This is a genomic window from Okeania sp. SIO2B3 (genome assembly GCF_010672525.1).
GTDB lineage: Bacteria > Cyanobacteriota > Cyanobacteriia > Cyanobacteriales > Microcoleaceae > Okeania.
Map to the genome: position 1 here is coordinate 52,488 of NZ_JAAHGH010000036.1, position 13,827 is coordinate 66,314.

Sequence of the window (13,827 nt, forward strand, 5' to 3'; positions counted from 1 at the left end):
CTTGCTCGCTATGGATGTATTTCACAAAGGTGGAATCTGCTGTATCTTCTGATTTATTTTTCGTCAATTATTCAGGGAAAATCTTCCTAGGAACTAATCTGCTGTTTCTGGGTAAGATCGAGTCTTTCCCACACAGTATTGAAGAAACTTGATATCTTTCAATTTGTAAGCATTCAGCCTTTGAACATATTCAAGCAACTACGAAGGATAGCTGATAAGCTTTTTCTTTCCTGCGAAATTGGGAAGCAAACATAACTGTTAATTATCCTTGGAGACTAATTTCTCCTTCAGTGCGATAATCAGTTATAGCACTACGCATTCAGGTATTTGACATTTCTAAACCCTGTTTGCGGAGAATTTCCGCACCGAAAACCCTTTAACAGTTTACTTTCCCTATTCCCTATTCCCGATTCAAGTAGCGCTATAATAAATCATAACTGATAATGCAGTTCTTCTGTAAGAGGCTAGCTGACCGCTGAATGCTTACTGGAATTTCTCCCCTACTCTATATTTACTCTTGACTGAAATTACTTTTAGGATAATTAAAATTATCTTTAGCAAAAGCTTGTTTAACTCGTCTCACTAAATCAGTTTTGTAAACATATTCATCCCTAGCATCTACTTGAATTTCTCCCCTACTCTATATTTACTCTTGACTAAAATTACTTTTAGGATAATTAAAATTATCTTTAGCAAAAGCTTGTTTAACTCGTCTCACTAAATCAGTTTTGTAAACATATTCATCCCTAGCATCTATAGGATAAGACTTTAACTGATATTGAGTTCCCCAAGGTTTTTCCTCAACTAATACAGTAATTGGAAGTTTTAATTGAGTGTACTTACTGGTATAAGCAGCCAGATGTAAAATTTTAATAACCAATTCAGAATCGACTCCATGAGCCAAATAAAAATCAGTTGTGACTTGAGCTTCTAAAGCACCATTATTAGCATTAGATATCGGCTCATTCCAAATTTTGTTATGGGGAATAAATATCAGATTATCTTCAACAGTTTGTAAACGTATTCCCCGCAAATCATAAGTAATAATTTCGCCATAATTTTCTCCAATTTGAACTCTATCTCCTACTCGATAAGGAATTTCAAATAGAGCTACTACTCCAGCAATTAGAGAACTAACATAATCTTTAAAAGCAAAACCTAAAGCCACAGCAATTGTTCCGGTTATAGCTAATAAATTTTCAGTCGAAAGTTGCAAGAACAAGCTCAATATATATATTGTGGAAGTCAATAAAATTAAGGCTTGTAAAAAAGGCTCTGATTGTTTAGCTGCCGCTCGAAATCTTAAAGGAACTCTTTCTGATAACCACTTACTCAAAAATTTAACGCTAATAAGAAATCCATAAGCAAGAGCTAAAGCAATTACTGTTTGTAGAATAGTCCGAAGATTTATATCTTTGATACCTATTCCATTTAATCCTGGCGCTACTGTAAGTAGATGAAAATGAAAAAAGAATGTTAATCCTAAATACTTTAGAATCATTATACCTCTTGCAAAAAAAATAATTAGGGTTTGCTGAAAAAGTTTTTTAGTAGGGGTAGGAGACAACCCACCCGCAGGCCCCTCCCAGGAGGGGAATACAGGAGACAGGAGACAGGAGAAAAGGGTCGGGAGCAAGGAGGTAGGAGTAAGAATTGTCAGAGTGATTTTTCTGCCCAACTATGCGTCTAAAATACGCTCCTTTTTGGGCGTTTTAGACTGAAACAGGCGCACTGCAATTCGACCCCAAAAAGGCACTTGTCTTTATATGTCAATGCTTTTAGATTTAATCAGCAAGCCCTAATTAAATCAATTCAAGATATTAAATCAGCAATTTAATCTCCCCATTCCCTATTCCCTATTCCCTATTCCCTAATTTATGCAATAAATCTATTCTATTAAATCAGTAATAAAGTTATAGTTTTTTAAATGCTTACGCAGCTTTGGATAATATGTAGGATGAATAGTCAACAGATTATTCAAACGTTGAATTACTCCCATGCTTAATAATTTTTGAATTTGGAATTGAATTCTACTTTCAGACTCTCCCAAACTCAAGGCAAGGTGAGATAAATTAATTTCTTTGTGCAAAAGCATAGAAAATAAAAGATAGCGATCGCTACTGCTTAATTCTGGTAAATCTAATGATTTAATTTGATGATACTCTACTAAAATATTCTCTTTTTCTGTTTCTTGAGAATCAAGATTTTCCGTATTTATCATACTCAAAGATTTTAGCCATAATTGAGAAGCTGCTGAACTTAAACCTTGAGAAGTATGGGATAAATAATCAAAATATTCTTGCATTTTAGCAACTTGTTTTTCTTCATCTAGGTCATTTTTTTGAAACTCCATCTTAGTAAATACAGGAGTTAGCCATTCCATAAGTTCTTCTCCTGTCATAGTCGGTAATAATAGAGTTTTTTCAAAGTAAGAATTAATATTATAAATATAGTCAAGATACTGCCACGTTAAAGAATTACAACCAATTAACCAAAATCGAGAATGATCTTGAAAGATTCTATTTCTTAAAAACTCAATTCCATCCAAACCATGTATATGTCGTAGAAAGCAAAATTCCAAACAAGGAATAACTATTAATTCCTGAAATTTGCCAGAATTACAATCGACATCTAACTTTGCAGACAAACCTAAATCATTTTGTAATTTGGAGACAATTTTCAGGAAATCTTTAGGTCTATTTGACCAGGATAATAATTTTATATCTCTGATATTTTCATAACTCCAATTAACTAAAGCTGTCTGGATAATTTGAGATAAAGGTTCTATAGAACTGCTCAAAATTACCAGTTCATTAGCTTCTGGATGATCTTGCCATTGGCATAATGCTTCTTCTAAAGTAGATTGCAAAATTTTGACATATTTAGGATGACAAGGCAAAGCATGAATTTGTTGATTTAAACCAGAAATAACATTTTTTGGGAGTTCATCAAGTTCATTCTCAGTTTCCTGGAATGGAACTTTTATAAACAGAGATTTTAATCGATCAAAGATTTGCATGATTTTATTAGTATTCACATCGGAGTTTTTATAGCAGAGAACAGGGAACCCTTAATAGGGAACAGTATAAAAAAACCCTGTCTATTGCTATATACCATGTCCGTTTAACAGCTATCAAGAAATAATATCTGAGAAAGTCATGTATTTGAAGGTCAGATTAATAGTGAATATAATTTTAGCTTGCATTTGATAAATTAAGTTGAAAAGCTAGAAAAAGAAACAGTATTAAGTAAATGGGCATACATAAACTTTTCCTAGGTCATGCTACGCAAAAAAACTAAGAATCTGAAAATGAAGCCAGAATGCAGTTTTCCAAGTTTTGAATTTCCATCGCTATTTTACGGATAATTAAACCCACCTACTTAGTAATGGAAAATGTTTCGATTTACCAGAATAAAAAACCCTGTAATCGGCAAAAAAAATATAAAGAATAAAATAAATAATAATATTTTTGCCCACTTACTCACCACAATTAAATCAAATATAAATATTGTGGATATTTATCAAATATAAATGATTAGAACCTTTAGCTTATGAAAGTTATATAGCAATTTCCAAAAAGAGTGAGGTACAAAACTCTAAGCTTTAGGGAACAGGGAACAGGGAACAGGCAATAGGCAATAGTGAAGTAAAGACAAGAGTGTACCTTACTAGCCTGAGAAACGCTATACCAATTTCCTAAAGTCAGACTACACATAACTTGACACCTTATTTTTCAAGCTTGATAGATACTTTTACAATTGAGCCTAGTCAACTTTTTTTATGGTAATTTTAATTTATACACTACTAATGACTTATTAAGTAAATATGCCTTTTCATAAGAAAAACTGGATAGAATTAGTGTTGACATTAAAAGGATCTGTCATACCTGGAGTTTGGCAACGGGTAGTAATTGCAATGACTTTTTCTTTAATAGTTACTATTATTTATCAGAGTGGACTTATTTGGATTCATCAACCAATTTTAGCTAGCTTAATCCCGGGTGTTGTTTTAGGTTTGTTATTAGTTTTTAGAACAAATACATCTTATGATAAATTCTGGGAAGGGCGAAAACTGATTGGGGGAATAATAATTTCAGGTCGGTCTTTATCAAGACAAATGTGGGTAAATATTCCGGAGAAAACTCCAGCAGATACAGAGGAGAAGAAGGCAGCAGTTTTACTTTTAGCTGGTTTTCTGATGGCAACAAAATTACATTTAAGAAATGAAAGTATCGATCAGCAACTTCAGTCAATTATTAGCAATAATCAATATTTAGAATTGAAAGAGATTCATCATAGACCCCTGAGAATAGCTAAATGGATTGGAGATTATTTCCGAAAAATCTATGACCTTAATTATATAGACAGTATTCAGTTATCTACTTATAATCAAATTTTAGATTTAATGGTAAAAGATGAAACTAGCTGCGAAAGAATTGTAAATACACCTATTCCTTTAGCTTATGCAATTCACTTAAAACATTTATTATTTTTGTATTGTTTTGCTCTACCTTTTCAATTAGTAGCTGAGTTATCTTGGATAACTATTCCTGCTACAGGAGTAATTAGCTTTGCTTTATTAGGAATTGAAGCAATAGGACTAGAGATAGAAAATCCTTTTGGTTACGATCCTAATGATTTACCTTTAGATAATATGTGTAATCGACTTTTGTGGGATGTTGAGGAGTTAATGAGTTCTGATTCTCGAAAGGAATATGACCGTTGAATAAATATAGAGAAGACTTTTTTAAAACATCTAGAGGAAAAAATTAAAAATGAAGAGGTAGCAGTTCAGAAAAAACTCAGGGAATTAATATCTCAAAAGTTTGCGTATATACCTGATGCTCAAAAATCACCCAAGCAGCTTTTCCAAAAGTGTATGTATCATCAACTAACAGAAATTAATATCAAACAAATATTAAGATAATAAGAGTGGAGATTCCTGTTATCAATGTCCTTGGTCAAATAACTGTTATTACAGAAAAAGTTGAGCTGGAAAAAAAGCGAGCAGATAAATTTATATTAGCCACAAATGTTCTAGATACTGTCGCACTAACTACAGAATAAAAAATACATCTCAAATCACATCATCAAGGTCTGGAAGTATTTATAGTGCCCATTTCTACCATGGATATTCTCATGCCTATATCACTCCCAGAGTTTTTTTGATGGAAATTTTTACCCAGATTCTACTTGATACTTCATATTTTGCCACACTCATGGTTGAATTTATACTCAGCCACAGGGAAAAAGTCTTTTTGAACAGTATAAATACTTACTCAAGTTTTCTCGCTTTTACATACTATAGCAATGTGCGCTGGCATATTTACACATTATTTTTTGTACACCTTTTCGCTTACTGCATTTTAAGCTGGACATTGTAAATACCTGAGCGCTCATCGCTATACATTATTGTCTTGCTGAATGTGGAACATAGCATATTTATGGGTATTAAATCAAATCAAAAGTTCTCCTAGAAGGGGTAGCAGACCCAATTTTTCGGTGAAACATTTTTGGTGTTATAATTGTATCAATAGCCGTGGGACAAACGGTTGAATAAAAGCGCACCGCCTGCCCTGAGATTTCCGAGGGCGTAAAGACGGAGCAAGAAAGCTTGTGGAGATAGTAGTAGCGGGGGTGCAACTCAACTTATTTGATTTGTCATCTAGCCCGAGAATCTGTGATACAGGAATCTCTCGTTATAATCTTTGATTTAACGGTGAGAGTGTCAACAAAAAATACCCCCTTGATCGTAGAATAAACTTTAAGCTGGTGTTTGATGCCAGCAATTTTTTTGATTAATATTTTCTAGGTTTAGCTATGCCACTTTCAAGAGCTAGCGGTATTCTACTGCACCCTACTTCCTTCCCAAGTCGCTTTGGAATTGGTGACTTAGGTAACGAAGCATACAATTTTGTCAACTTTTTAACAGACAGCGGACAGCAAATTTGGCAAATTCTACCACTAGGACCGACAGGTTTTGGTAATTCTCCCTATCTAGCTTATTCGGCAATGGCAGGAAACCCTCTGCTAATTAGTCCAGATAAACTACAAGACCAGGAATTACTCAGTGAGGAAGACTTATCTAATTTGCCAGAATTTCCAAATGACCGAGTAGATTTTGATTTAGTCAGAGAATTCAAGCACTCTTTACTACAAAAAGCCTACGATAATTTTAAAACAAAAGAATCTGAAGAAAAACAAGCATTCTATGATTTTTGTGCCAGTAAAGCTTTTTGGTTAGATGATTATGCTTTTTATATGGCCCTAAAAGAAGCCCACCAAGGAGCTAGTTGGCATACCTGGGAGCAAGAAATTGCCCGTCGTCAACCAGCAGCATTAAAAGAATGGCAGCAACGTTTGGCCGATGAAATTCAGTACCATAAATTCGTTCAATATCAGTTTTTCCAACAATGGGACGATCTGAAAAATTATGCCAATGAGCAAGGAATAAAAATCTTTGGTGACATTCCTATATATGTTGCCCATGACAGTGCTGATGTTTGGGCACATCCGGAAATATTTTGCCTAGATGGAGAAACAGGTGAAGCATCTTTGATGGCAGGTGTCCCCCCAGATTATTTTAGTGAGACTGGTCAACTATGGGGCAATCCAGTTTATCAATGGGATAGATTAGAACAGCAAGATTTTCTGTGGTGGGTACAACGCATTCAATCAATGCTTAATAAAGTGGATTTGATTAGAATTGACCACTTTCGTGGTTTAAAAGCTTATTGGGCAGTGCCAGAAGGTGAAACTACAGCCATAAATGGTGAATGGATCGAGGCGCCCGGTGAGGCTTTTTTTGAAACTATTAATGAAAAGTTAGGGTCTTTGCCAATTATTGCTGAGGACTTAGGGTTGATTACTCCTGATGTCGAAGAATTGCGTGATAAGTTTGAACTTCCTGGTATGAAGATTCTGCATTTTGCTTTTGACTCAGGCTGTGAAAATCCCTATTTACCCTACAATTATGTTTCTCCTAATTGGGTTGTTTATACTGGCACTCACGATAATAATACTACTGTGGGCTGGTTTAATAATCGTTCTCCTGAGGAACAGGAACGAGTAACTCGTTTTCTGGGTTGTACTTGTGGTAATGGAATTCATTGGGATTTAATTCGTTTGGCCATGTCTTCGGTGGCTTCTATGGCAATTTTTCCCCTACAAGATATTTTCGGATTTGGAGAAGAAACTATGATGAATCAACCTGGAGTTGCTGAAGGAAATTGGAGCTGGCGCTACCAACCGGAAATATTAACTCCAGAGGTAAGCGATCGCCTTAGAGAAGTCACAGAAATTTATGGTCGTGAGCCACAAAATGAGGATTCATAGTGTTTAATTTTTAGTATTGCTGGACTGGGAAATTTTAGTATCAGTAGGAGTAAAAACAACTTCTTTTACTTCTCCTGTTTTTCCCAGTCGCATCGTTTGTCCATTATTAATAGGTATGAATATTCCTCCAGCGTTTCCTGCAAAGAAAACTAATTGTTCTTGAGCTTCCCAAGTCTTTTGAGTTCCCTGCACTAAAGTCCCTTCAAATACTATTTTTCCATCTACTTTTATTGACACCCAGGAGTCTTCTTTGACAATTACACTCACTGCTAAAGATTGTTTTTGATTTTGTTTTTCTAACTGTGCTGTTGTTATTTTATCTGTAGATTTTTCCTCAGTTTTAATATTACCTGAAGATGCCTGAGCTAAATCACCTTGATGTTTTTCTTTTATATAATTATTAATTTCAGATTTTTTCCCTAGTATATAATAGCTACTCATTATACGGGGCAACAAACTCACTGACAATAAAACAATTGATACATATAAGAAGTAGAGATGATGTGGTCGTAGCTGAGGTATTGATAGATTGAGGAGAGATTTTTTTCTGGTTTCTCGGTTTTTTTCAGTCGGAAACAAGTTTGCTAATTGTTCTCCATTTAATCCCATAGCATCTGCATACCGCTTGATTAAACCTTGAATGTAAACAGGCTCAGGTAGCTTTTCTAAATTACCTTCTTCTATAGCTTCTAGCAGATTAATTCTAATCATTGTTACTATGGCCACTCTTTCTAAACAAATAGAATGTTTCTCTCGAAATCTTTTTAATTTATATCCTATATCTATTAATGTTTGGTTTTGTTTTTCTTCAAAAGACAGCTCTTTTTCTTGATGAAAACGTTTTTTAAATGGTAAGACAAAGAAACTGTTTTTGATATTTTTTATTGCTGTCAAATTTACCATTGATTTAATTTATAGAAACTATTACTTTTGTTATTATTAGAGTGATACTGATAGGATAATAATTAATTTATTGATGTCAATAATATTCTTGATTACCTGTAATTAATTTAATCATTAATTTTCATTTTATAACTCCTAAACATATTGCTCATACAATTTTTTCAAAAGTTGTAGACCAGATATATTGTGATAAAATCAGCAAGATTTATCTAGAAAAAAGTATGAAATTATACGTGGATGTTTGACTTATTATACCCACTTAACTCAAACTCTTAAAACTCTCTAAGTTTTAGCTTGATTGAGAACTTTTATTGATTTGGTCGTACAAAAAGTTAATTTCAAAATCTTTTAGAGGTCGGTAATGACCACTAGGCAAAGCAGACTCTCCAGATACCTGCAACTGGATTTGGCCAATTGCAGTACGGTGTAGTTTCACAACAGGATGTCCTAATTTTTCTGCAACTCTACGAATTTGCCGATTTCTACCTTCAGAGATAACCACTTCTAAAAGAGTTTGAGAATTATTACTTTCCTCTAGAACTTTAACCCGAGCAGGTAAAGTTTTTTTACCAGATAAGATAATACCCTGACGCCACAATTTTAATGTTAATTCTTGAGGATGACCTTCTACCCATACTTGATAAGTTTTGGGAAGACAATGTTTGGGATGGGTCAAACAATATGTGACTCGACCATCATTTGTGAGGAGTAATGCTCCTGTAGAATCTGCATCTAAGCGTCCTACTGGATGAATCCCCTTCCCATTTCTCAGTTCTGAACTTAGAATATCTAGAACCTTACTACGTCTACTAGGTTCCGAACAAGTGGAAATTACCCCCATCGGTTTATTGAGCAATAAATATATAGATTTAGGACGGTTTTCTGGTTGGAGGGGCAAACCATCAACTTCAATGCGGTCCAATTCCGGATTAGCTTTTTCACCTAATGGGATAACTATACTATTGACCTTTACTCGTCCAGCTATAATCATTTGTTCGGCTTGACGTCGAGAGGCTATTCCCCACTGAGATAATATTTTTTGTACTCTTTCAGCCATACTTTTCAGTTCATTACTTTTGTCAATTCAGATTATTAGTCAATATATAGCAGTTCTATTCGGATCGTAAATTTTTGGTATAGGTAGGTTGTACAGATAGAAATCAGGAATGATTTATGAGATATTTAAGAACAATTAAGACCGATAAAAATCCTTTGATATTCTGACTCCTGACTTCTAATTAACACTAAAATATTACAACTGAAATATGATTGCTATATTAGGTGGAAAGTAGAAGAAAAAATAAACACATCAATTTTTTTACAACCCCCTACAATAAGTGTTATATTTTTCTGAATTTATAATAAAAGCAACATATATTTTTTAGCATTTTAATTTTTAGATATAAACATAAAATTAGATATTTAAAGGAGCAACTGAAGAACAAATAGACCAGTTAAAGTTTGACAGAGTTCATAATTTCTAGCAATAGAAAAAATTATAGCGGCTCAAGTTAATTCCCTCAAGTGAGAAATAGAGGTAAATTTATAATTTTGAACGATCGGGAGTTTTCTATCTCTCAATTAATCAAACTATTTGAAGTCAGCAAAATAACTTTTGACAATTGGTTAAACCGATGGGACAATTGAACAGTAAGAGGCATAAAAGCTACAGCATTCTTGGCAAGAAAAAGTTTCAACATTCAAGAGGGAAAAGGGGAAAAGGAAGTAGGGCAGTGAGGGAGTAGGGGAGTCAGGGAGTAGGGGAGTCAGGGAGTGTTTTTCTCCTAATTCTATTTCTGAATTTCCTGACTTCACCACAGAATGAGTTCTGAGGACTTACTCCTACTGCCAAAAGCACATACTGCCTGCAAATATACCAAATGGTTTCTATAGACTTGAGGACTTTTTTTGCCTGATTTTTGTCTAAGTCCAACTAAGCTTACTGTAGTTTTCATTGATCGAGCATTAATTCATACTAGCCACAGTTTGATAGAAAAGCTAGAAGAATAAGAACAAAAAAAATTCAAGATATTTTGGCTACCTAATTAGGGTTTGCTGAAAAAGTCTTTTTTCTGGGGTAGGAGACAACCCACCCCCTCGCCCCTCCCCCTCCGGTGGAGGGGAAGACAGGAGACAGGAGACAGGAGAAATGGGAATGAGCGAGGAAGCAGGAGTAAGAATTTTCATTAATTGATAATTGATAATGGATAATTGATAATTACCTCGGGTTTTAACCGTTACGGAATTGAATATCAGGAAATATTATTTCTTCTCTTGGTCGATGGTCGGACAGCTCCGAGACCTCGCCATCTCACCCTACGGGAAGCTCCGAAGATAGACCGCTTTTTCCCCTTAAAAGGGGAGGCTTCAAAGCGCGAATAATTTAATTATTAACTATTAATTATTAATTATTCGGTAAAAATGATTTTTCTGCCCAACTATACGCCTAAAATACGCTCCTTTTTGAGCGTTTTAGACGTGATACCAGGTACTTTTTAAAGGCAAAAAAATGCTAAAGTCTTTATATGTCAATGCTTTTAGATTTAATCAGCAAGCCCTAATTACTCACCAATGCAAAACTTAATCGAAATTTGATGGAAATTTATTAAATATAAATGAATTCAAATTAATGTTTATGAGAGTTGTTATTGCTTGCTTATAGCGGTTTTCATTAACATAGAATACATAACTATTTCTGCAACTTGTTAAGCTTGAGATATATAGTTGTTTAACTTAAAAATGAGACGTTTTTTCGTCTGAAACTTCCTCAGAGCAAGAAAGCTTTGTCTCAATCTAAAGTTAAATGACTATATCTATGATTTTTACTGTAGTTTACTTTTGTGAAAACCACTATAAATAATCGAAAAAATACTAGCAGTTTAGGCAAAAAAATATGCAATTGATTTTGTTTAGGTACTTAAAATGAATGAATTGTATAATTCGGTTTAGCCTCACATTAAATTTGTATAAGCTCAAATAAATATCAAAGCTTCTCTAGAAAGATATAATTTTTCAATCCAAATTCCTGGTATAGCAGTTGAAGAAAAGGCTAGGACATATAAAAAGCTTAAAAGTCAGACAACGCCATATTTTTCCTTCTTCCTTCTTACTTCTGCTATAAAATATGCTAGTTTATATATTCTCCTTCTCTGGAAGTAATTATAAAACTGACTATACTAACTTAATGGTGTCTTTGATGAATAAAAATTTACCAGAAGTAAATCAAATTTCCGATTCTGATGTTGCTATTGAAAGTCAAGATGAAATATCAACTCCAAGAAAGAGTAGGATTGTTAGTAGATTTTTATCCCCTGCATTGAAATTTTGGTTAAAATCTCAACTAGAACAGGTAGAACAATTAAAAGTTCTGATTGAAGGTGGCGATCGTCAAATTCTTACAGGTAAAATTCCGCAGGTTTCTGTTGCTGCTTCTAATGTAGTTTTTCGAGGATTGAATTTAACGGAGATAGATTTATCTGCAACTGGAATTAAGATTAATATTGGTCAAGTTATCAAGGGTAAACCATTAAAAATTTTAGAATCTTTTCCTTTTTTTGGTAAGCTGAAATTACTACAGTCTGACTTTAATGCTAGTTTACAATCTCCCCTCTTAGCTCAGGCGATCGTTGAATTTTTAACTCCATTATTACCTTCAGATTTTTTAGAACAGCTAAAACAACCAATTAATTTGTATGACCAAAAAGCTGAAATTTTTCCAGGTAGATTACATTTCTATACTAATTTTTTGTCTACATCAGATCACAAGATTTCTTTGACTCTGCATACTGATTTGAAGCTTGCTAGTAGCTCTGAACTATTGTTAGACAATCTAGAGATTCAGATTGTGCAAAAGCCTAGTTATGACTTTTCAAATAAAATCAAAATTGACTTAGGTTCTGATGTTGAATTAAAAGAATTAACATTAAATCCTGGTCAACTTAGTTGTCAAGGTCGCTTAACAGTCAACCCATAAATCCAACTATGGCAAGGAACGAGTTGGTGTTTGACTTATCAGGACTTACGCATTTTTCCGACAAAAACGCCATATATACCATAGTGCTATAGTTTTTATCTACTATATTTAGTGCCTTTGCGTAAGTCCTGCTATGTTGATGATCAACCTGAGACAGAGAAATGCTTTTCTCATTGTTGCCTATTCCCTGCTATATACTAAATTCTAAGCATTGAGAAGTGGTAAAAGTAAAGTAAAAAAATAATATATTAGGGGTGCAGTAAAAACATAACTATCCGTGCGGTCAAGAATTCCTCCGTGTCCAGGAATTAGTTGTCCAGAATCTTTCACACCTGCATCTCGTTTCATCATCGATTCAGTCAAATCTCCAAGTAGACTGGCAATACCTACTACTAAACCCAAAGCAGCACCTGTCCAAGGCAAACCAGGCCAACCTAAGTACCAAGAACCTGCTGTCGCGACTACGATACTACCCATAACTCCAAACACTGCACCCTCCACAGTTTTTTTGGGGCTTATTTCTGATAGTCTAATTCGGCCAAAGAATTTTCCCACAAAATAAGCACCAATATCAGCAGCCCATATACAGCAAAAACCAAGTAGAGTAAATGTTAAACTCGGAGGCCAACTCAAAGGGTCTATCCATGAAATATCCCAGTAATTTCCTAGTGGAATTGTGTGAGGTGTCTGTAACTGAGCTTCTAGTCCAACTCTGAGTCTAATCCAATAACTCGGTAGATATCCACCATAAAATAGACCTAAAATTGATGATGCGATATCAGCGATCGTAGCTAATTTTGGCTGAAATAGTAGATAAAAACAAATTAGAGTTCCTGCTAATGTAAATATAGCATCTACTAAATTAGGAGCTAGGGCAGCGACTATCAGCATCACTTGACTTAATGCTAGGGTGGTTTTGGCTGCTGGTGCAATACCTTTGGTGCGTGCTAGTTGAAAATATTCTTGTTGGCCCAGGTAAACGATCGCTCCCATGCCTACTGTAAACCACCATCCCCCGAAAATAATCATTCCCAAAGCAACAGCGATCGCCACTAATCCACTAATAATACGAGACCAAGACATAATATATACAAATTCAGATAAAATAAATGATAGGTTAAGTTTTTGCTCCAATAATGCAGCGTTAAATGTTCCATTGACTACTCCCCGGACTCAAGTCACGGGGATTCTAAGCAGATACTACGCAACAGGATAAATCCGTGTTGCTCCGTCTATTCTTAGCTGACCAAAGATACACTCTCTGGGGACAATTTCATTGTGCCCCTACACAGTCGGCTTAAGTTTAACCTTAGCTTTGCGGCTTACTTTTGTGATTATATTTGCAGCCCCGTTACAGTCTGCATTAATTAACCTATTATTACTACTTATATACAAACCACGCTTTATTCTTTTCGGTGACGGTTTCCAATCATCGGGTTTTTCACCATAATTAGGTAGATAGTCACCATCTAAAAATGAAGCAATACTTGTATAACTTTCTTCGGTTTCTATAAATATTATTCCATATTCATCGCACAACTGAGCTATTCTTTCTTTGAGTCTAGCTGTGGGAATTGGTACAAATTCTGAATTACTTTTATGACCATTATCTATTT

The 13,827-nt window shown here is 34.5% G+C and carries 9 protein-coding genes and 1 pseudogene; 4 read left to right on the plus strand and 6 right to left on the minus strand.

Going from position 1 to position 13,827, the window contains the following annotated elements; genetic code table 11:
* Positions 1-646 precede the first annotated feature (646 nt).
* Both F6K15_RS21400 and F6K15_RS21405 read right to left on the minus strand, forming a co-directional pair.
* Entirely contained in the window at positions 647-1,501 is an 855-nt protein-coding gene (locus F6K15_RS21400) for a mechanosensitive ion channel family protein (protein WP_293064063.1), read from the minus strand.
* A gap of 387 nt (positions 1,502-1,888) precedes the next feature.
* Complete coding sequence (locus tag F6K15_RS21405; protein ID WP_293064066.1) at positions 1,889-3,019, minus strand: hypothetical protein; 1,131 nt, start codon at positions 3,017-3,019, stop codon at positions 1,889-1,891.
* Between the two features lie 807 nt (positions 3,020-3,826).
* On the opposite strand from F6K15_RS21405, the gene F6K15_RS21410 reads away from it, so the two are divergent.
* The 3 genes from F6K15_RS21410 to malQ all read left to right on the plus strand — a co-directional run bounded on the left by F6K15_RS21410 (position 3,827) and on the right by malQ (position 7,335).
* Complete coding sequence (locus tag F6K15_RS21410; protein WP_293064068.1) at positions 3,827-4,726, plus strand: bestrophin family protein; 900 nt, start codon at positions 3,827-3,829, stop codon at positions 4,724-4,726.
* 206 nt (positions 4,727-4,932) lie between these two features.
* The gene (locus F6K15_RS21415) at positions 4,933-5,067 is read left to right on the plus strand and encodes a hypothetical protein (protein WP_293064071.1); all 135 of its coding nucleotides are present in this window, start codon (positions 4,933-4,935) and stop codon (positions 5,065-5,067) included.
* Positions 5,068-5,820: 753 nt separating this feature from the next.
* On the plus strand, positions 5,821-7,335 hold the full coding sequence (gene malQ / locus F6K15_RS21420) for a 4-alpha-glucanotransferase (RefSeq protein ID WP_293064074.1): 1,515 nt from the start codon (positions 5,821-5,823) through the stop codon (positions 7,333-7,335).
* 3 nt (positions 7,336-7,338) lie between these two features.
* Here malQ and F6K15_RS21425 read toward each other — a convergent pair whose 3' ends face one another.
* Both F6K15_RS21425 and F6K15_RS21430 read right to left on the minus strand, forming a co-directional pair.
* Positions 7,339-8,238 carry a RodZ domain-containing protein gene (locus F6K15_RS21425; RefSeq protein WP_293064077.1) on the minus strand — a complete coding sequence of 300 codons (900 nt, stop codon included), beginning with the start codon at positions 8,236-8,238 and terminating at the stop codon, positions 7,339-7,341.
* Positions 8,239-8,527: 289 nt separating this feature from the next.
* A complete protein-coding gene (locus tag F6K15_RS21430) occupies positions 8,528-9,295 on the minus strand; it encodes a pseudouridine synthase (protein WP_293064080.1) in 768 nt (255 codons plus the stop codon).
* Positions 9,296-11,362: 2,067 nt separating this feature from the next.
* Here F6K15_RS21430 and F6K15_RS21435 point away from each other — a divergent pair.
* Positions 11,363-12,211, plus strand: a complete 849-nt coding sequence (locus tag F6K15_RS21435) for a DUF2993 domain-containing protein (protein WP_293064082.1) — start codon at positions 11,363-11,365, stop codon at positions 12,209-12,211.
* A gap of 204 nt (positions 12,212-12,415) precedes the next feature.
* On the opposite strand, the gene F6K15_RS21440 is transcribed toward F6K15_RS21435, so the two are convergent.
* Both F6K15_RS21440 and F6K15_RS21445 read right to left on the minus strand, forming a co-directional pair.
* A complete protein-coding gene (locus F6K15_RS21440) occupies positions 12,416-13,294 on the minus strand; it encodes a phosphatidate cytidylyltransferase (protein ID WP_293064084.1) in 879 nt (292 codons plus the stop codon).
* Between the two features lie 201 nt (positions 13,295-13,495).
* Positions 13,496-13,827 (minus strand): annotated as a pseudogene (locus tag F6K15_RS21445) (RNA-guided endonuclease TnpB family protein); the annotation flags it as partial.

Coding starts and splice junctions, on each gene's coding strand:
- F6K15_RS21410 (WP_293064068.1), top strand. CDS start 3,827: ATGCCTTTTCATAAGAAAAACTGGATAGAATTAGTGTTGACATTAAAA.
- F6K15_RS21425 (WP_293064077.1), bottom strand. CDS start 8,238: ATGGTAAATTTGACAGCAATAAAAAATATCAAAAACAGTTTCTTTGTC.
- F6K15_RS21405 (WP_293064066.1), bottom strand. CDS start 3,019: ATGCAAATCTTTGATCGATTAAAATCTCTGTTTATAAAAGTTCCATTC.
- F6K15_RS21440 (WP_293064084.1), bottom strand. CDS start 13,294: ATGTCTTGGTCTCGTATTATTAGTGGATTAGTGGCGATCGCTGTTGCT.
- malQ (WP_293064074.1), top strand. CDS start 5,821: ATGCCACTTTCAAGAGCTAGCGGTATTCTACTGCACCCTACTTCCTTC.
- F6K15_RS21435 (WP_293064082.1), top strand. CDS start 11,363: ATGCTAGTTTATATATTCTCCTTCTCTGGAAGTAATTATAAAACTGAC.
- F6K15_RS21400 (WP_293064063.1), bottom strand. CDS start 1,501: ATGATTCTAAAGTATTTAGGATTAACATTCTTTTTTCATTTTCATCTA.
- F6K15_RS21430 (WP_293064080.1), bottom strand. CDS start 9,295: ATGGCTGAAAGAGTACAAAAAATATTATCTCAGTGGGGAATAGCCTCT.